This is a genomic window from Nonomuraea sp. NPDC003707, from assembly GCF_053587055.1.
This window is the reverse complement of the sequence record NZ_JBSFNK010000002.1, coordinates 595,280-613,301: the sequence shown is the minus strand read 5'-3', so window position 1 is coordinate 613,301 and position 18,022 is coordinate 595,280. Positions and strand designations below refer to the sequence as shown.

The 18,022-nt window shown below is 70.9% G+C and carries 15 protein-coding genes; 5 read left to right on the top strand and 10 right to left on the bottom strand.

The features are described 5' to 3' along the window. Nucleotides 1–74: 74 nt before the first annotated feature. Complete coding sequence (locus ACWDRB_RS06865; RefSeq protein WP_449892150.1) at nt 75–1,058, bottom strand: cation diffusion facilitator family transporter; 984 nt, start codon at nt 1,056–1,058, stop codon at nt 75–77. Between the two features lie 133 nt (nt 1,059–1,191). Here ACWDRB_RS06865 and ACWDRB_RS06860 point away from each other — a divergent pair, with 133 nt between their 5' ends. Then, nucleotides 1,192–1,548, top strand: a complete 357-nt coding sequence (locus tag ACWDRB_RS06860) for an ArsR/SmtB family transcription factor (protein WP_350726868.1) — start codon at nt 1,192–1,194, stop codon at nt 1,546–1,548. On the opposite strand, the gene ACWDRB_RS06855 is transcribed toward ACWDRB_RS06860, so the two are convergent. Next, nucleotides 1,545–2,174, bottom strand: coding sequence for an ACT domain-containing protein (locus ACWDRB_RS06855; protein WP_350726867.1), 630 nt, complete (start codon nt 2,172–2,174; stop codon nt 1,545–1,547). The genes ACWDRB_RS06860 and ACWDRB_RS06855 overlap by 4 nt on opposite strands. Before the next feature lie 478 nt (nt 2,175–2,652). Beyond that, nucleotides 2,653–5,763, bottom strand: a complete 3,111-nt coding sequence (locus ACWDRB_RS06850; protein ID WP_449892149.1) for a bifunctional cytochrome P450/NADPH--P450 reductase — start codon at nt 5,761–5,763, stop codon at nt 2,653–2,655. Nucleotides 5,764–5,817: 54 nt separating this feature from the next. Here ACWDRB_RS06850 and ACWDRB_RS06845 point away from each other — a divergent pair, with 54 nt between their 5' ends. The 3 genes from ACWDRB_RS06845 (at nt 5,818) to ACWDRB_RS06835 (ending at nt 8,339) form a co-directional block, all read left to right on the top strand. Then, nucleotides 5,818–6,381, top strand: coding sequence for a TetR/AcrR family transcriptional regulator (locus ACWDRB_RS06845; protein ID WP_350726865.1), 564 nt, complete (start codon nt 5,818–5,820; stop codon nt 6,379–6,381). Between the two features lie 76 nt (nt 6,382–6,457). Further along, entirely contained in the window at nt 6,458–7,615 is a 1,158-nt protein-coding gene (locus ACWDRB_RS06840) for a thiolase family protein (RefSeq protein WP_449892148.1), read from the top strand. Between the two features lie 22 nt (nt 7,616–7,637). Then, nucleotides 7,638–8,339: an SDR family oxidoreductase gene (locus tag ACWDRB_RS06835; RefSeq protein ID WP_449892147.1), complete on the top strand. Its 702-nt coding sequence runs from the start codon at nt 7,638–7,640 to the stop codon at nt 8,337–8,339. Between the two features lie 4 nt (nt 8,340–8,343). On the opposite strand, the gene ACWDRB_RS06830 is transcribed toward ACWDRB_RS06835, so the two are convergent. The 7 genes from ACWDRB_RS06830 to ACWDRB_RS06800 form a co-directional block, all read right to left on the bottom strand. Then, entirely contained in the window at nt 8,344–8,646 is a 303-nt protein-coding gene (locus ACWDRB_RS06830) for a hypothetical protein (RefSeq protein WP_355192318.1), read from the bottom strand. A gap of 9 nt (nt 8,647–8,655) precedes the next feature. Next, nucleotides 8,656–9,267, bottom strand: a complete 612-nt coding sequence (locus ACWDRB_RS06825) for a TetR family transcriptional regulator (protein WP_449892146.1) — start codon at nt 9,265–9,267, stop codon at nt 8,656–8,658. 123 nt (nt 9,268–9,390) lie between these two features. After that, the gene (locus ACWDRB_RS06820; protein WP_449892145.1) at nt 9,391–10,647 is read right to left on the bottom strand and encodes a right-handed parallel beta-helix repeat-containing protein; all 1,257 of its coding nucleotides are present in this window, start codon (nt 10,645–10,647) and stop codon (nt 9,391–9,393) included. A 55-nt stretch (nt 10,648–10,702) separates the two neighbouring features. Further along, the gene (locus tag ACWDRB_RS06815; protein ID WP_449892144.1) at nt 10,703–12,487 is read right to left on the bottom strand and encodes a glycoside hydrolase family 13 protein; all 1,785 of its coding nucleotides are present in this window, start codon (nt 12,485–12,487) and stop codon (nt 10,703–10,705) included. Beyond that, nucleotides 12,488–13,327 carry a sugar ABC transporter permease gene (locus ACWDRB_RS06810; protein ID WP_319714304.1) on the bottom strand — a complete coding sequence of 280 codons (840 nt, stop codon included), beginning with the start codon at nt 13,325–13,327 and terminating at the stop codon, nt 12,488–12,490. After that, complete coding sequence (locus ACWDRB_RS06805; RefSeq protein ID WP_449892143.1) at nt 13,324–14,892, bottom strand: ABC transporter permease subunit; 1,569 nt, start codon at nt 14,890–14,892, stop codon at nt 13,324–13,326. Before ACWDRB_RS06805 ends, ACWDRB_RS06810 begins: the two co-directional genes overlap by 4 nt. Before the next feature lie 2 nt (nt 14,893–14,894). Further along, on the bottom strand, nt 14,895–16,175 hold the full coding sequence (locus tag ACWDRB_RS06800; protein WP_357736486.1) for a sugar ABC transporter substrate-binding protein: 1,281 nt from the start codon (nt 16,173–16,175) through the stop codon (nt 14,895–14,897). 301 nt (nt 16,176–16,476) lie between these two features. Between ACWDRB_RS06800 and ACWDRB_RS06795 the strand changes: the two genes are divergently transcribed. Next, on the top strand, nt 16,477–17,970 hold the full coding sequence (locus tag ACWDRB_RS06795) for a glycoside hydrolase family 13 protein (RefSeq protein ID WP_449892142.1): 1,494 nt from the start codon (nt 16,477–16,479) through the stop codon (nt 17,968–17,970). The last annotated feature ends 52 nt before the right edge of the window (nt 17,971–18,022 follow it).

Here is an 18,022-nt window from a genome sequence, read left to right as displayed (position 1 = left end):
TTCAGCGTTCCTCACGGTCGGCGTGCGGTCAAGGGAGGGTTCCGTGGCCGGTTGCCCGAGGCGCGGCGGCGGGCTCAGCCCGGCCGGTGGGTGGACAGGCTGGCGTGGTGGTCGGCGCCCGCGGGGCCGTGCGGGTCGGTGTGGACGGTGGCGGCTCTCAGCCGCGGGAGTTCGTGGATGAGCCGGTGCTCGGCCTCCACCGCCACCGCGTGGGCGTCCACCACCGACATGTCATGATCTACCAGGATCTCCACCTCGGCGTGCAGGGCGTGGCCGATCCAGCGCAGGCGTACGGAGCCGACGCGGTGCACCCCGTCCACCGCGCCCAGGATGCTCTCGGCTCGGTCCACGAGGGCGGGGTCCACGGCGTCCATGAGCCGGTGGTAGATCTCGCGGGCGGCGTCCCGCAGCACGAAGCAGATGGCGAACGTGATCAGCAGGCCCACGATCGGGTCCGCCAGCGGGAAGCCGAGCGCGGCGCCGCCCGCGCCCAGGAGGACGGCCAGCGAGGTGAAGCCGTCGGTCCTGGCGTGCAGCCCGTCGGCCACCAGGGCGGCCGAGCCGATCTCCCGGCCCACCCTGATCCGGTAGCGGGCCACCCACTCGTTCCCCGCGAACCCCACCACCGCCGCCCCGGCCACCCATCCGACGGCCCGGAGGTCCTGGGGGTTCAGCAGCCGGGTGACGGCCTCGTATCCGGCCAGGGCCGCCGAGGCGGCGATCAGCAGGACGATGACGATGCCCGCGAGGTCCTCGGCCCTGCCGTACCCGTAGGTGAAGCGCCGGGTGGCGGCGCGGCGGCCGAGCGAGAACGCGATCGCCAGCGGGACGGCGGTGAGCGCGTCGGCCACGTTGTGCAGGGTGTCGCCGAGCAGCGCCACCGACCCGGAGGCCACGACGATCACCGCCTGAACGGCGGCGGTGACCATCAGGACGCCGAACGAGACGGCCAGCACGCGCATGCCGCGACTGCTGGTCTCCAGGGCGGCATCGGTCTTGTCGGCGCTGTCGTGGGTGTGGGCGCTGAGCGGATTGTGAGCCGCGACAGCGTGCCCCACCCGGGCGAACCACCCTCGGCTCTTGCCGAGATGCCCGTGCCCGTGCCCATGTCCGTGTGGCGTATGGCCCCTGTGGTCAGTCATGGCATTCCTCGCTTGCGCAATTCGACCCTTTTGACCAGGATATGTAGTCATGTACGCACGCGACAACGTCTCAGGTGCCGACCAGTCGCAAGAGCAACCCACTCCCGCTCAGGTGAACGCGGCGGTGGACGCCTTCCGCATGCTCAGCGACGGCACCCGGCTGAGGCTGATGTGGTTGCTGTCATCGGGCGAGAAGGATGTGAACTCGCTTGCCGAGGCCATCGGCGTGCCCCGCCCGTCCGTGTCGCAGCACCTCGCCAAGCTCCGGCTGGCGGGACTGGTGGACACTCGCAGGGACGGGCGTCGCGTGCTCTACAGCGCACGCGACTCCCACGTACGGGCTCTCATAGCGGAGGCCCTGTTCCATGCCGGCCACGAGGTGTCCGGCCTGCCCCGCCACGACTAGCCGGTTGCCGCCCCGGGCCGGGCGCGGGCGGCCAGCTTGGCGACCACGTCCACGATGCGGGCGGCGCGCTCCAGCTCGGCGCGGTGGAACACCGGCCCGTCCGCCCTGGCGACCACCAGGTGCAACCCCTGTGCCACCACCGGCAGCAGCATGAGGCGCAGTTCATTGGCGTCCAGGGTGGCGGCCCGCGGCGGGGGTTCCGGCAGGTTCAGCTCGAATTTCTCGGGGGCGGCCAGCGAGGCGTGCCGTACGGCACCGTCGGCCAGGGCCACCGACCACTCCGCGCCGCACAACCCCGGCAGCGCGTCCACCAGCGCGGCGAATCCCCGGGCGGGCTGGGACACGACGTGCATGAGAAGGTCATAGTCCAGCGCCGAGCCCGGCACCTCCTTGGTTGCCCAGACGCCCTCCACCCGTACGCCTGGCATTGCCGACAATCGATCGCGAGCCTCTGAGGCGGTCACCGGCCCAGGCCAGGAAACAGTGAAATCGTCCACGGCCCGTCCGGCCTCGCGTTCGAGCACGGTGACCTGCAGGATGTCCGCGCCCAGCGCTCCAAGAGACTTGGCGACCTGGCCAAGGCCGCCCGGCCGGTCCGGCAGCGACACCCTCAGTCGCAGCAGCATTGCCGCCCCCTTTCAGAGGCTCTCACAGTGCCGTGGAAAAGTTTCGAGCATGTTCCACGGATATGTCGCGCATGCTGCGGTTATATCCCAGCATGCAGCGTTAAGTCCGGAATGTCGATAAAGGGCTGTCGCAGGTTTCCGCAGGTCATGGTACGCCCCTCCCCCGCCCCTCCGACCACCCCAAACCGTCCACCGGACCGAGCTCTCACGCCCTGCACCGGCCACCCATCACCACCCCGCGACACGCGATCGCACACCCTTGAATACGCCCCCACAGCCACGCGCCGTTCAAAGGCGCCGGCCCCCGCCGCACAACACCCCGCCAACGCGGCGTGGCGTGGCGGAGGCACCCGCCGTTACGGACCGCCGTGACGGACCGCCGTTATCTCCGCACGGTGAGTGACCCCCGCCGCGCCGCAGCTCGCCGACCCGGGGCCGGCCGACCGGCTGGGAGCGCGGAGCGGGCGGGGGCGGGAGGTCAGGCGAAGACGTCCTGTTGGTAGCGGCCGGAGGACTCCAGCTCGGCCAGCCACCCCGCGCCGTCCTCCCCCGTCCGTGACCGGTAGATGTCCAGCAGCGTCTGCCGCACCGCGGGAGCCATCCGCAGCCCGTCACCGCAGACGTACACGTACGCCCCCTGGGAGAGCAGCTCCCACACCTCGTCGGCGTGCGCCGCGACGGCGTCCTGGACGAACCGGTACGGATGCCCAGGAACGGCGGAGTACGCGGCGTGCGCGGGCACGCCCCAGCGGGCCAGGTCGTCCGCGTACAGCTCGTCGTGCCGGGGATGGCGGGAGCCGGTGAAGACGGCGGCGCGGCCGGGAGCCCCGGCCAGCAGGCGCTCCTCGATGAAGCCGCGCAGCGGCGCGAAGCCGGTGCCGGGGCCGATGAGGATCACCGGCGTGGCCGGGTCGTCCGGAAGCCGGAACGGCGGCGCGGGCACGCGGATGTAGCCGTAGAACACCTCGCCCTCCTTGAGGGCGGCGAGGTAGGCCGAGCACATCCCCTGGTAGGTGCCCGAGCCGGACCAGGCGGGGCCCTCGACGAGGCCCACGGTGAGGCGTACGAGCGAGGGGTCGGCCAGCGGCGAGGAGGAGACGGAGTAGTAGCGCGGCTTGATCGGCCCGGCCAGCTCCAGGAACACCGGCAGCGGCAGCTCGATCGCGGGGAAGCGGTCGAGCAGGGTGAGCGGGGAGACGCGCTTGGCGAGGATCTCGTCGGCGTAGTTCGCGGTCAGCTCGGCGAGCTGGCCCTTGGTCCAGGGGCAGGCGGTGTGCGCGGCCAGCGCCTCCAGGTCGGACCTGGTGGCGACCTCCTGCAGCTCGGCGAACTCGGCCAGCAGCAGACCCGCCGTGACCGCCGTGTCCACGGGCAGGTGGGTGGATCCGGCGGCGCGCAGCCGTACCACCTGGTCGCGGGGGACGCGCAGGCAGCGCAGCGCCCACTCCACCAGCTCGGGGTCGTTCTTGGCGAAGACGGCCACGTGGTCGCCCGCCGAGTAGGTGACGCCTTCGGGCAGCCGGGCCACGATGGAGCGCACGCCGGGGCGCGGCGCCTCGGTCGAGAAGTCCCAGAGGCCGGTCGGGTCGGAGGTCAGCTCCTCGTTGGAGACGACGGTCAGCGGGAACGCGCGCGAGGAGACGACCGAGGGCCTGACCTCGGCCTCGCTGAGCACCTCCATCTCGTAACGCGGCCCGGCGCTCTCGGTGCCCAGATTCGCAGCTGCCGAGTACTCCTCGGCCAGCGCCACCCACAGCCCGGCCGTCCAGGCGGTCACGTCGCCGTCGAAGTCGCCGTCCGCGTCGGCCTCGCCGCGCTCGATCAGCGGCACCGCTCCGGCGGCCGTCAGCTTCTCGTACGCGCGCTTCGGGAACTCCTGGTACGTGGGCCACTGCGTGTTCCCGCAGCCCAGCACGGCCAGCCGGACCCCGGACAGGTCGGGCAGCGCCTCCAGCGCGTCGAAGCGCTGGGCGTTGTCGGGGGCCTTGCCGTTGTAGGAGGAGGCGACCACGATCAGCAGGCCCTCGCTCGGCGGCGTCATGTCGTCGAGCGAGGTCAGCGTCGTGGCGAAGCCCGCGCGGCCGGCCCGCTCGGCCAGGCGTTCGGCGATGTCGGAGCTGGTGCCGAGGTTGGAGCCGTAGGCGACGGTGAGCGGCACGCCGGTGACGGCGATCTCCTGCTGCGCGCTCTCCTCGACCTCCTGGGCCACGACGACGGTCCGCTCGTGCGCCCGCCGCTCGCGGACCCTGAGCGTGAACCCGTCGGGCTTGAGGGTGAGGGTCTGCTTGATCTTCATGCGGTAGACGCTCGGGTCGGAGATCGCGAACCGCCGCAGGATCATCGCCAGCGCCAGCCTGGCCTCGGTCAGCGCGAACTGCCGGCCGATGCAGGCCCGCTCGCCGTTGCCGAACGGCTTGTACGCCCCGGGGTGATGGCTCTGCTTGTTCTCCGGCAGCCAGCGGTCGATGTCGAACTCGTCCGGCCGCTCCCACGCCTTGGGGCTGCGGTGCAGCACCGGCAGCAGCACGACGACGCCCTGGTCCCTGGCGATGGGGTAGCCGCCGATCGTGGTGTCCTCGACCGCGCTGACGCTGAACCCCGGGATCGGCGACCAGTGCCGCAGGGTCTCCTCCAGGACGCGCGCGATGACGTCGAGCTTCATGATCGTCTCGTACGTGGGCGGCTCGTCGCCCGGCAGCAGCCGGTCCACCTCCTCATAGGCGCGGGCCAGGGTGTGCGGCTCGCGCAGCAGGTTGTAGAGGGCGAAGGAGAGCAGGCCGCTGGTCGTCTCGTGGCCGGCGATGAGGAAGGTGAGGACCTGGTTGCGGATGTTCTCGTCGGACAGGCGGGCGCCGCTCTGCGGGTCGGACGCCTCCAGCATGAGGCCGAGCAGGTCCTTGGAGCCGGTGGCGCCCTCGGTGCGGCGCTGCGTGATCACGTCGTCGACCAGCGACTGCATGGTGGCGATGTCGCGCCGGTACGCCTCCTCGCGCCCGCGCTTGAGCTTGGTGACGAACGGCAGCTGCTGGTTGCGCAGCATGGCCTCGGTGAGCGCGCCGCCCATGGCCTGCAGGAACGGGTGCAGCTCGGGAGAGTCGAAGGAGTTGAACCGGTAGCCGAACCCGGTGAGCGAGATCGTGTCCAGGGTCAGCCGGGTCATGTCGTCGGCGACGGGCAGGTCCTCCCCCTGGCGGGCGGCCCACGACTCGACGAGCTGCTCGGCGACCTCGAGCATCTGCCCGTAGTAGGCCTTCATGGCCCGCTGGCTGAAGGCCGGCATCAGGATGCGGTGCGCGTGCCCCCACACCGGCTCGTCCGGGTCGGCCGTGAACAGCCCGTCACCGGCGAAGTCGCGCACGATCGTCAGCGGCGGCTTGATCCGCTTGACGAACCGGCTCTCGTCGCACACCTCGGCGACCAGGTCGGGGTCGTACACCACCACGACCGTGCGGCCGACGATCTCCAGCCGGTAGATGCCCTCGTCGTAACGGGTGGCGACCTGGGCGAAGTGCTCCATCGGCGAGTGAGAGGGAATCTGCAGCGTGTTGCCGAGGATGGGCAGGCCCTGCGGGGCGGGGATCTCCGCCATGATTGCTCCCTTCGAGTAGCCATACACCGTATGGCTGACGCTACCATACGGTGTATGGCAGTGAGCGCACGCAGGGGCGCACCCCTGACCCTCGACGAGATCGGCACCACGGCGGTGCGCCTGATGGACGAGAGCGGGGTGGACGGGCTGTCCATGCGCAAGCTGGCGGCCGAGCTGAACGTCAACCCGATGTCGCTCTACCACCACGTGGAGAGCAAGGACGCGCTGCTGGCGCTGGTCTGCGCCACGACGGCCGAGCGCATGCACGTCCCGCCGGACGACGGCGCCCCGTGGGAGGAGCAGCTCATGGCGCTGGCGCTGGACTATCACCGGCACGCGAAAGAACACCCCGCCATATGGAGATATGTCCACACCCATCCGAGACTCGTCGCCGACCGGCGGTTGCCCGTCTGGCAGACGCTCTACCGCATCCTGCGGCTGGCGGGGGTCCCGGAGTCGGAGCTGCGGCGGACGAGCGACATCCTGCACGCGTTCGTCTCGGGTTTCATCCTGGCCGAGACCGAGGGGCACATGTCGGACGATCCCGAGGAGATCGGCCGCACCTTCGACGCGGCCATCCAGCTGATCATCGACGGCCTGGCGCGCTCCACCTCCTGATCAAGGAGGTCCGTTGGAAAATCAAACCCACCGGGTCTAGAGTGGGTTCAGTTTTCCAACTGATGAGGAGGGCGCTGTGCGTGATGCCGTCATCGTGCAAGCCGTACGTACTCCGATCGGCAAGGGCAAACCGGGCGGCGGCCTGTCCGCGATCCACCCGGTGGACCTGCTCGCGCACACGCTGCGCGCCCTGATCGAGCGCAGCGGGGTGGACCCGTCCCTGGTGGACGACGTGATCGGCGGCTGCGTCGACCAGGTGGGCGAGCAGGCCATGAACACCACCCGCAACGCCTGGCTGGCGGCCGGCCTCCCGGAGTCGGTGCCCGCGGTCACGGTGGACCGGCAGTGCGGTTCGTCACAGCAGGCGGTGCATTTCGCCGCCCAAGGGGTCATGTCCGGCGCGTACGACCTGGTGGTGGCGTGCGGCGTGGAGTCGATGAGCCGGGTGCCGATGTGGTCGAACGTGCCCGCGGGCGCCGACCCGTTCGGCCCGGCGCTGGCCGCGCGCTTCCCCGGCGGCCTGGTGCCGCAGGGCATCAGCGCGGAGCTGATCGCGGCCAAGTGGTCGCTCAGCCGCGAGCAACTCGACGAGTTCTCCGCCGGCTCGCACCGCAAGGCCGCCGTCTCCTCCTTCGCCGGCGAGCTCGCGCCCGTCGGCGGGCTCGACCGGGACGAGTCGGTACGCCCGAGCACGACGCCGGAGATCCTGGCCGGGCTCAGGCCCGCCTTCACCGACCCCGGTTACGCCGAGCGGTTCCCGCAGATCGACTGGTCGGTGACCGCGGGCAACAGCAGCCCGATCAACGACGGGGCGGCGGCCGTACTGGTCACCACCTCGGAGACGGCGGCCCGCCTGGGCCTGCGGCCCCTGGCCCGCCTGCACAGCTTCGCCGTCGTCGGCTCGGACCCGATCCTCATGCTCACCGGCGTCATCCCGGCCACGGAGAAGGTCCTGCGCCGCGCGGGGCTGAGCCTCGCCGACATCGACCTGTTCGAGGTCAACGAGGCGTTCGCGAGCGTCGTGCTGGCCTGGCTCCAGGAGACCGGCGCCGACCCGGCCAAGGTCAACGTCAAGGGCGGCGCCATCGCCCTCGGCCACCCGCTGGGCGCCAGCGGCGCCCGCATCGCCACGACCCTGGTCCACGCCATGGCCGAGCGCGGCGCCCGCTACGCGCTGCAGACCATGTGCGAGGCGGGCGGCCTCGCCAACGCCCTCATCCTCGAACGTCCCTGACAACACCATTGGAGCAGTCGTCATGAAGATCTCCGGCAGCGTCGCACTCGTCACCGGCGCCAACCGCGGCCTGGGCGCCGCCTTCGCCCAGGCCCTCCTGGACCGGGGAGCCCGCACGGTCTACGCGGCCGCCAGGAACCCCGCCACGATCACCGGCGCGAACCTCACCCCGATCGAGCTCGACGTCACCGACCCGGCCGCCGTCGCGGCCGCGGCCGAGCGCTGCGGCGACGTGGACCTGCTCGTCAACAACGCCGGCATCTCGCGCTCCGGCAGCTCGGACCTGGACTCGGCGCGCGCCGAGATGGACACCAACTACTTCGGCACGCTGTCCATGAGCCGCGCCTTCGCCCCCGTCCTGGCCCGCAACGGCGGCGGGGCGCTGGTGAACGTCCTGTCGGTGCTGTCGTTCATCACGGCGCCCCAGGCGAGCGGGTACGCCGCGTCGAAGGCGGCGGCGTGGTCCCTGACCAACGCCCTGCGGCTGGAGCTGAAGGAGCGGGGCACCCACGTCCTGGGGGTGCACGCGGGCTACATCGACACCGACATGGCCGCCCACGTCACCGGACCCAAGATCACCCCTGAGGAGGTCGTCGCGCAGGCCCTCGACGCCCTGGAGACCGGGGCCTACGAGGTGCTGGCCGACGCCATCAGCCGGCAGTCGAAGGCCGGGCTCTCGGGCGAGCTGGAGCGCCTCTACCCGGTGCTGGCCGCCGGCAGCTGACGCCTCAGTCGCTTGCCTCCCAGACGGCCTCGAACGCCTGCTCCGTGATCTCGGCCAGCTCCCAGACCTCCAGCGGCTGGTCGGTGAGGAAGCCGTACTCGTCCTGCAGGTGGCGCCACCAGTAGCGGCGGGCGGTTCGGTCGGCGCTCACCAGCACCTGCCTGATCGCCCACTGCTCGAGGCCGTCGCCCTCGACGCTCTCGAACAGCCAGGCCCGCCCGTCCTCGTCGCCCAGGTGCCAGTAGCGCCGGGGGACGTCGGACTCGGCGAGCTGCCGCACCAGCGGCTGGCGAAGATCTGGAAGCACCCGTCCACTCTAGAACGGGCGCAGCCCGCCGATGGCGATCTCGGCGGCGCGGGCCATCGAGGCCACGATCTCCTCATCGGACTGGCCGGCCTCGCGGGCGGCGCCGCCCGCCCCCTGGACCGCGCCCACGAACGCCCCCGCCACCGCCGCGGCGCTGATCGGGTCGAGTACGTCGGGGAAGGCCTCCAGCAGGTGCCGGGCCGCCTCGCGCTGCACCCCGAACATCATGTGCAGCGCCTTGGCCTGGATGGAGGGCACGGTCGCGACCAGGTGCTCGTAGACCTTCGCCAGCTCGCGGTCGCCCGCCAGCGGACCCTTGGTCAGGTAGTGGGCGATGACCCGGTCGTAGGTCTTGAGCAGCACGTCGGCGACGCGGTCCGACGGCTCGCGCTCGGCGACCACGCCGGCCATCTGCTCCATGTACTCCAGGACCTCGGCGAACAGCACGTCTTCCTTGGTCGGGAAGTAGTTGAAGAACGTCTTGGTGGCGACGTCGGCCGCGGCGGCGATCTGCGCGACGGTCGTCTGCTCGTATCCCTGCTCGGCGAACAGCCTGAGCGCCGTGCCGACGAGCAACTGCCTGGTCTGGCGCTTCTTACGCTCGCGCCGGGACTCCTCCATGGCATGCAAGCTTACACTCACTGCATCTTTACACCCGCCAGGGCAGAGGAGCCTTTCCCACCGTCCGGGGCCCGCACCGGCGCAGGGGGCGACGCCGATGCGGGAAGGGCCAAGAGTGGCGCGTCAGCGCTGGTAGGCGCCTGCGTCGGGGGCGCCGGCCAGGGGCCTGCCGACCATGTCCTTGCCGAGCGCCTTGCCGCCGTACCACGCGGGGCTGAGGGTCAGGCCGCGGCCGAGCGCCGGCGAGCCGGGCCGCAGCCGCAGGTCGGTACGGGAGACGAACTTCGGGTCGGCCACGATCGACTTCGGCCCCAGCTTGAACTTGTTCACCCGGCCCTGGTAGACGCTGCCGCCCTCGTCGGCCCCCTTGCCGTCCTCCCAGCCGGCCTCGCCGCCCACCACGATCACGTTGTTGCGCAGCTTCAGGATCGACGGGGCGCAGCCGTCGTGGCAGGACCAGCCGATGGTGTCCCGGGCCGGCAGGTAGACCGAGTTCTGGACGGCGATCGTGCCCTTCACGGGCCCGACGATGTGGCGTGGGCCGCGGGTGATGAGGAACGAGCCGCGGCTGCGGGAGGAGGTCACGACGTTGAAGGCGAACACGTTGCCGGTGGCGGTCTTGCCCTTCTGGGCTCCGAGCTCGGTGAACGTCTCGTTGTTCCTGGAGATGTTGTGGGTGACGCGGTTGCGGTCGCCGTCGAAGATCTCCACGGCGGCCCCGTCGGTGCCGTAGTCGGCGCTCTTGGCGTAGCTGCCGGTGATGGTGTTGCCGGTCACGAGGTTGTCGTCGCCGTTGAGCAGCACGCCGAAGGCGCCGGAGTCGTTGTCGCCGCCCTCGTCGTTGACGCTCATCCGGTTGTTGTCGGTCAGGACGCTGTCGCGGATGACGTTGCGCGAGCCGGACGGGGTGACGTAGACGCCCGCGATGTTGCCGTCGGCCTGCACACCGGCCAGCTCGTTGCTGTCGCCGGCGACCTCGAAGCCGGCCCAGCGGCAGCGGGAGGCCCGCAGGCCGCCGACGCGCCAGTGGTCACCGCTGAGCACGACGCAGTCGTCGTCCATGCCGCTGATCCTGGCCAGCGGGCCGGTGCCGTACGCCTGGATGACGATGGGCCTGGCCGCGGTGCCGTTGGCCGCCAGCTTCAGCGGGCCGGTGAAGGAGCTGCCGCGCTTGAAGCTGACCGCGTCGCCCGGCTTGAGGTCGGCGGAGTTGACCTTGTCGAGTGACTTCCACGGCGCGGTGGCGCTGGTGCCCGCCGCGTCGTCGTCACCCGACTTCGAGTCCACGTAGTACGTGGTGCCCGCCAGCGCGTGGGCCGGGGCCGCAGGCGAGAAAGCAGGCAGGACAGCCGCCATGACGGCTACGGGCAGCAACCTCATTCGAGCACACCACTATCGAGTTGGAGCGGATGGGGGGTAGCCCAAGGTAGCGTGATCAGCGCGCGAGACGCCAGAGACGCACCGAAGGTCCGTCGCCCGGAAGCACGTCCCCGTCCTCGGCGTTGTAGAGGCCGTGCGCGTGGACGCCGAGGCGCAGCGGCGCGCCGGGCGCCCGCCGCACGCACACCAGGATCGACTCCTCGTACGTCTCCCGCGCGAAGACCAGGCAGTCGGCGTCGGCGTGCAGCCAGCGCAGGCCGCCGTGGCGCAGCGCGGGCTCGGCCCGGCGCAGCCCGAACAGCTCCCGGTAGGCCGCCAGCGTCGGGAGGTCCTGGTCCGCGGGCCGGTTCCAGGGCATCGGGGTGCGGGAGTGCTCGCCGTTCACCCCGGTCAGGCCGAACTCGCTGCCCGCGAACACCATCGGCGTGCCCGGCAGCGTGGCCTGCAGGCCGAGCGCGAGCAGGTGGCGCTCGCGCGAGCCGGTGACGGTGCGGATGCGGGGCGAGTCGTGCGAGTCGAGCAGCTGCCAGGAGTGGATGAGCGAGCGCCACGACATGTGGGACGCGAACGACCGGAACGTGGCCAGCGCGGCCGTCCCGTCGCGCGCCGGGACGCCGCCCGGCACGCCGAGGAAGTGGTCGAGGTCCAGCTCGGGGCCGCGCAGCCAGGTCCAGACGGGGCGGGTGAAGCCGCCGTAGTTCATGGTGCCGTGCCAGCCGTCGCGGTCGAGGTCGGAGGAGGCGTCGTGGTTGTGCTCGGCGATGAACGCGGCCTCGGGGCCCAGCTCGGCCCGCAGCATGGCGGCGACCTCGTGGTTGTGGTCGTCGGCGGCCCGCCGGCCGGTCATGTTGGCCACGTCCACGCGCCAGCCGTCCAGCGGCCCGAGCCACTTGTTCAGCACGGCCCGCATGCGGGCGCGGACGAGCTCGCTGCCCCAGTTGAGCTTGGGCAGCGTCTTGACGCCCCACCAGGACTCGTAGTCGCCGGAGTCGGGGTCGAAGTAGAACATCTCGCGCTCGACCGCGTTCACGTCGGAGACGGCCGCGGTGAACCATTCGTGCGTGTCGCCGCAGTGGTTGGTGGTGATGTCGCCGAGCAGCCGCATGCCGCAGGCGTGCAGGGCGCCGGACAGGCGGTGCAGCGCCTCGTCGCCGCCGAGCAGCGGATCGACGTGCTCGAACGTGGAGGCGTTGTAGCGGTGGTTGGAGCGGGCGGGGAAGATCGGCGTCAGGTAGACGGTGTTCACACCGAGGCTCTGGACGTGGTCGAGCCGCTGGGCGACGCCGTCGAGGTCGCCGCCGTAGAACTGCCCCGCGGTGCCGGGGCCGGCGGGGATGACCGGGTCGTGGTCCCAGTCGCGCGGCAGCGCCCAGTCGGGCAGGTCGCGCATGGGCCGGGAGCGGTCGAAGCGGTCGGGGAAGATCTGGTAGACGATCGCGTCCGACATCCAGGAGGGCGGCGGCTGATGGCACACGAGGCGGAAGTCGCCCGCGTCGGTCACGTCGTGGGTGACGAGCCCGGCCGCGGTCAGCCACGCCTGGCCGCCCCGCGTGGCGAGCAGGAACCGGTACGGGGTCACCGGGTTGACCGCGGTGATCTCGGCCCGCCACCAGACGTCCGTGCCGCCGTACCCGCCGGCCTCCCGCCGCGACGGGTCCGGCGCCGCCTCGGCGTAGCGCGGCTCGCCGTCGTGCACGGTACGCACGTGCACGCCCGTGATCCCGGCGGTCAGCGGCGCCCGCAGCCACAGCGTCACCCGCGAGCCGAGTGCGGGCTCTTGCTCGGAGACGTACAGAGCTGAGCCGTCGTGATGCGGCTCCCCGATGAAGCGCAAATGCACCTATCCCTTGACAGCCCCGGCGGTGAGCCCGGAGACGATGTACTTCTGCAACCAGAGGAACACACTCACCGTCGGAATCGCGGTAAGCAGCGTCGCCGCGGCGAACATGCCGAAGTTCGCGTTGCGGTGGTCGCCGGCGATCATCCCGTACATGCCGACGGCGAGGGTCTTGCTCTCGGGGTCGCGCAGGAACACGTTCGCCATGAGGAACTCGCTCATCGTGCCGATGAACGCCAGCAGCGCCGTGACCGCGAGGATCGGCGTGACCAGCGGCATGATGACCCGCCAGAAGATCTGCGCGTGCGTGGCCCCGTCCACGGTGGCGGCCTCGTCCAGCTCCTTCGGCACGGTGTCGAGGAAGCCCTTCATCAGCCAGGTGTTCACGCCGAGCGCGCCGCCGAGGTAGAGCAGCATCAGCCCCCACACGGTGTTGAACCCGAAGGCCGGATACAGCTCGGTCACCCTGGTGAAGATCATGAAGATCGTCACGATGGCCAGGAACTGCGGGAACATCTGGATGAGCAGCAGCGCCAGCAGCCCGACCCGGCGGCCCGCGAAGCGCATGCGGCTGAAGGCGTACGCGGCGAGCATCGACAGCAGCAGGCTCGCGAACGACGCCACCAGCGCGATGAACACCGAGTTGAAGAACCACCGGCCGAACGGGTAGCTGTCGGAGGTCAGCAGGTGGGCGAAGTTGGCCAGGCTGGCCCCGGTCGGCAGCAGGTCGGTGGAGGCCAGCGTGCCCATGGGGTTGATCGCGGCCGAGACCACGAACAGGATCGGGAAGAGCGCGAACGCGCACACGATCAGCACGAAGACGTGCCTGAGGGCGAGCTTCACGCGTAGACCTCCTCCTGCTTGCGGGTACGGTGGAACGCCACGGCCGAGATGACGGCCACGATCGTGAAGATGAACACCGAGACCGCCGCCGCGAAGCCGAACTGCGCCCCGCCCGCCCCGAACGCCAGCCTGAAGGTGTAGGTGATCAGCAGGTCCGTGCCGCCCACCTGCGGGTTGTCGGCCGGGAACGGCCCGCCCTCGGTGGTGAGCGCGATCGCGTTGAAGTTGTTGAAGTTGTAGGCGAACGACGAGATCAGCAGCGGCGTGAGCGCCACCAGCAGCAGCGGCAGCGTCACCCGCCGGAACGCCTTCCACGGCGTGGCCCCGTCGATGGCCGCCGCCTCGGTCAGCTCGCGCGGGATGGCCTGCAGCGCGCCGGTGGTGACGAGGAACATGTACGGGAAGCCGAGCCAGAGGTTGACCAGGATCACCCCGAACCGGGCGGTCCCGGTCTCGCCCAGCCAGTCGACGTTGGCGCCGAGAAGCTGGTTGATCAGGCCGAAGTCGCGGTTGAACATGTCACGCCAGACCAGCAGCATGGCGAAGGCGGGCATCGCGTACGGCAGGATCAGCGCGATCCGGTAGAAGCGGGTGCCGCGCATCCGCGGGTGGTGCAGCGCCAGCGCGACCGACATGCCGAGCGCGAACGTGCCGAGCACGGAGGCCAGCGCGAAGACCAGGTTCCAGCCGAACACCCCCGCGAAATATCCCGAAATAGTCGGATTCGTCAGCACCCGAGCGAAGTTGTCGAGGCCGACGCCGACCTGCCAGCCCTGCGCCAGGTGCTCGCCCTTGGCGTTGACGAAGAAGCCCTGGCTCTCGTCGGCCGTCCAGGTGTCGCCGTTGCCGCGCACGCAGTCGCAGCCGGCGTCGTACACGAGCGCCGCCTTGCCCTCGACGGCCCGGCTGAGCCCGTTCGCCTTGATCACGCCGTCGCCGGTCGGCACGGCCAGCGCCGAGATCTCCTGCCCGCGCGCTGCGGCCTCGGGCGTCTTGAGCACGGTCAGCCCGGGGGCCGCCAGCACCTTGCCGGTGACCCCGACCTGGGCGCCCGCCAGCGGCGACAGCCCCTTGGCGTCGCCCAGCCGCACCTGCTTGGTCTTGGGGTCGACCAGCAGGAACACCAGCTCGTCGCCGCGCAGGGCGGCCGTCATGGCGTACTCGGGCGAGCCGGGGGTCTGGCGCACCGAGCCGGTCTCGATGGCGGTGACGGCGGCGGCCTTGTCGCCGCGGTGCCCGTCGCCGAAGTTCGTGAACGCGGTGGTGACCGTGTAGGCCACGGGGAACACCTGGAACGCGATCAGGAAGACGGTGCCGGGGACCAGATACTTGGCCGGGATGAAGCGGCGGGTCAGGTAGAGGTAGGCGATGGCCGCGCTGACGGCGCCCAGCAGCCCCAGCGAGACCCATGATTCGGCGGCGACCAGCGGCGGCGCGGCGTAGAGCAGGATCGCGGCGGCCACGGCCAGCACCGCGATCCTGCTCACCACGAACGCCGTGGTGATCTCCCGGCGGGGCCGTGGAGCCGGCTTGCTCTCCACGGCCTCGCGCACGTCGAGGGTCATGATCAGTGCTTGAGCGAGCCGTCGATGGCCTTCTGCGCGGCCGCGGCGGCCTTGGCCGCGTCGCCGCCCTTGACGACGGCGTTCTCGGCGATGCCGAACGGCTCCCAGATGGCCGCCATCTCGGGGATGGCCGGCATCGGCAGGCCGTCCTTGCCCGCCTCCATGAACTTGACGGCGTCCGGGTCGCTCGCCTGGACCTCCTGGAGGGCGGCGGTCAGCGCCGGGGGCCGCGGGTCGGCCTCGTAGAGCGCCTTCGCGACGTCCTTGTTGGTCACGTAGTTGGCGACGAACTCCTGGGCCAGGGCCTTGTTCTTGCCCTTGGAGGCCACGAAGAACGTCTGCACGCCGACGAACGGGGTGGCGGGCTTGCCGCCCTTGAACGACGGGACGGCCGTGATGTCGTACGTGATGCCGCCCTTCTTGACCTCGCTCATCGCCCACGGGCCGGAGATCAGGTAGGCGCACTTGCCGCCGGCGAAGTTCACGATGTAGTTCTCGTTCGTGATCGACGTGCGCAGCGCGCCGTCACCCTTCTCGCCCAGGTCCTTGAGCTTGCCGAACGCCTTGACCGAGTCGGGCGAGCCGACCAGCACCTGCTTGGGGTCGGGGTCGCCGGTGGAGGTGGCGCCGAACAGCGCGCCGCCCGCGGAGGCGAAGATCGGGTAGACGTGGAAGGCGTCGCCCTTCTGGCCGACGGGGATGCAGAGCACCTCCTTGACCTTGCCGGCCGCCTTGAGCTCCTTGCCCTTGGCGATCATGTCCTCGATCGAGGCGGGCGCGTCGGGGGCGAGCTTGGTGTTGCGGATCAGGGCGATGTTCTCCACCGCGTACGGGGCGCCGTAGACCTGCCCGTTGAACGTCACGGCCTGCATCGCCTTGGCCGAGAAGGCGGCCTTCTGCTCGTCGGTCAGGGTGACGGGGTCGATGGCGCCGTTCTGCACGAGGTTGCCGATCCAGTCGTGCGCGCCGATCATGATGTCCGGGCCGCTGCCCTGCTGGGAGGCGGTGAGGAAGGTCGTCTGGTTGTCCTTGCTGATCTCCTTCACCTCGACGGTCACGCCGTTCTCGGCGCCGAACTGGTCGGCGAACGGCTTGAGCGGCTTGACGCGGCTGGGGTCGGCCCAGATCACGAGCGTGCCGCCGCTCTTGGCCGCCGGGGCGGAGGCGGACGCACCGGGTGCCGCCGGGGACGCCGACTGGGAAGCCGGCTGGGATTCGCCGCACGCCGTGGCGGCGAAAGCGAGGGTCGCGAGAGCGGCCACACCCAGAGCCCGCATGCGCATGGGACCTCCTGAGGTCACGCAGGAACGGCGGTGCCACGCGAGCGCCGCCGGAAGAAAGCTCTAACGTTTCCGGGACGTTAGCGGCTCTTTGCAAGAATTGGAAGAACTTGCGAAAGAGCGTTACGTGATCCTCACCGAACCTCACGAAAGCGCCTCCCGCAAGCGGCCTCAGGCCGGAGTACGGGCGGGTCAGGGTGACGTATGCAACTTTCCGCAAGTTGCGCTTGACCCCGGCCGAACGATCGCGACATCCTTCACCACAACCTCACGGGACATCTCGGGCATCCAGGGAAGGACAGCCATGCTCGGCAACGACGACTGGTGGCGTGACGCCGTCGTGTACCAGGTCTACCCGCGCAGCTTCGCCGACGCGGACGGCGATGGCATGGGCGACCTCGCCGGCGTGCGCGACCGCCTCGGCTACCTCACCGACCTGGGCGTGGACGCCATCTGGCTGAGCCCCTTCTACACCTCCCCCATGGCCGACGGCGGCTACGACGTGGCCGACTACCGGGACGTGGACCCCATGTTCGGCGCGCTCGCCGACTTCGACGCTCTCATCGCCGACGCCCACGACAAGGGCATCAGGGTCATCGTGGACCTGGTGCCGAACCACTCCTCCGACCGGCATCCCTGGTTCCAGGCCGGGCTGCGCGACCGCTACATCTTCCGCGACGAGCCCAACGACTGGGAATCGATCTTCGGCGGCCCCGCCTGGACGCAGGTGGCGGACGGGCAGTGGTACCTGCACCTGTTCGCCCCCGAGCAGCCGGACCTCAACTGGGAGAACCCGGACGTGCGCGCCGAGTTCCGCGACATCCTGCGCTTCTGGCTCGACCGGGGCGTGGACGGCTTCAGGGTCGACGTGGCGCACGGCATGATCAAGGCCGCCGGGCTGCCCGACGTGGGGCCGAAGGAGGGCCGCCAGGCCGAGATGCTCGGCGACGAGCAGCTCCCGTACTTCGACCAGGACGGCGTGCACGAGATCTACCGCGAGTGGCGGCCGATCCTCGACTCCTACCCCGGCGGCCGGATGGCGGTGGCCGAGGCGTGGGTGTCCTCCCCCGAGCGGCTGGCCCGCTACGTCGGGCCCGACGAGCTGCACCAGGCGTTCTCGTTCGAGTTCATGATGGCCGACTTCCACGCCAAGTCGTTCCGTACCGTCATCGAGAAGGCGCTGAAGGAGTCGGAGCTGGTCGGCGCGCCCACCACGTGGGTGCTGTCGAACCACGACAAGCCCCGCCACGTCACCCGCCACGGCGGCCTGGCCCGCGCCCGGGCGGCCACGCTGCTCATGCTGGCCCTGCCCGGCTCGGCCTACCTCTACAACGGCGAGGAGCTGGGCCTGCCCGAGGTGCTCGACCTGCCGGACGAGCTGCGCCAGGACCCGGCCTTCCGGCGCACCGGCGAGAGCCGCGACGGCTGCCGGGTGCCGATCCCGTGGACCGCCTCCGGCGACTTCGGCTGGCGCGACCCGTGGCTGCCGATCCCCGCCTCGTGGGGGCCGCTGTCGGCCGAGGCCCAGGAGCACGACCCCGCCTCCACCCTGAACCTCTACCGCGCCGCGCTGAAGCTCCGCAGGGAGCACCCGGCGCTCGGCGGCGGCACCGTGACGTGGCTCGACTCCCCCAAGGACGTGCTGGCCATCGAGCGCGACCCGGGGCTGGTCGTGGTGCTCAACACGGGCGAGGAGCCGGCGCGGCTCGACCTGGGCGGCGAGGTGCTGCTGTCCAGTGGCCCGCTAGCCGAGGACGGGGCCGTCCCGCCGGACACCGCGGTCTGGATCCAGCGCTGACCGGATCCGGCCCCGGGTTGGGGGAATCTTTCCCTTAACGCGGCAAATGTCG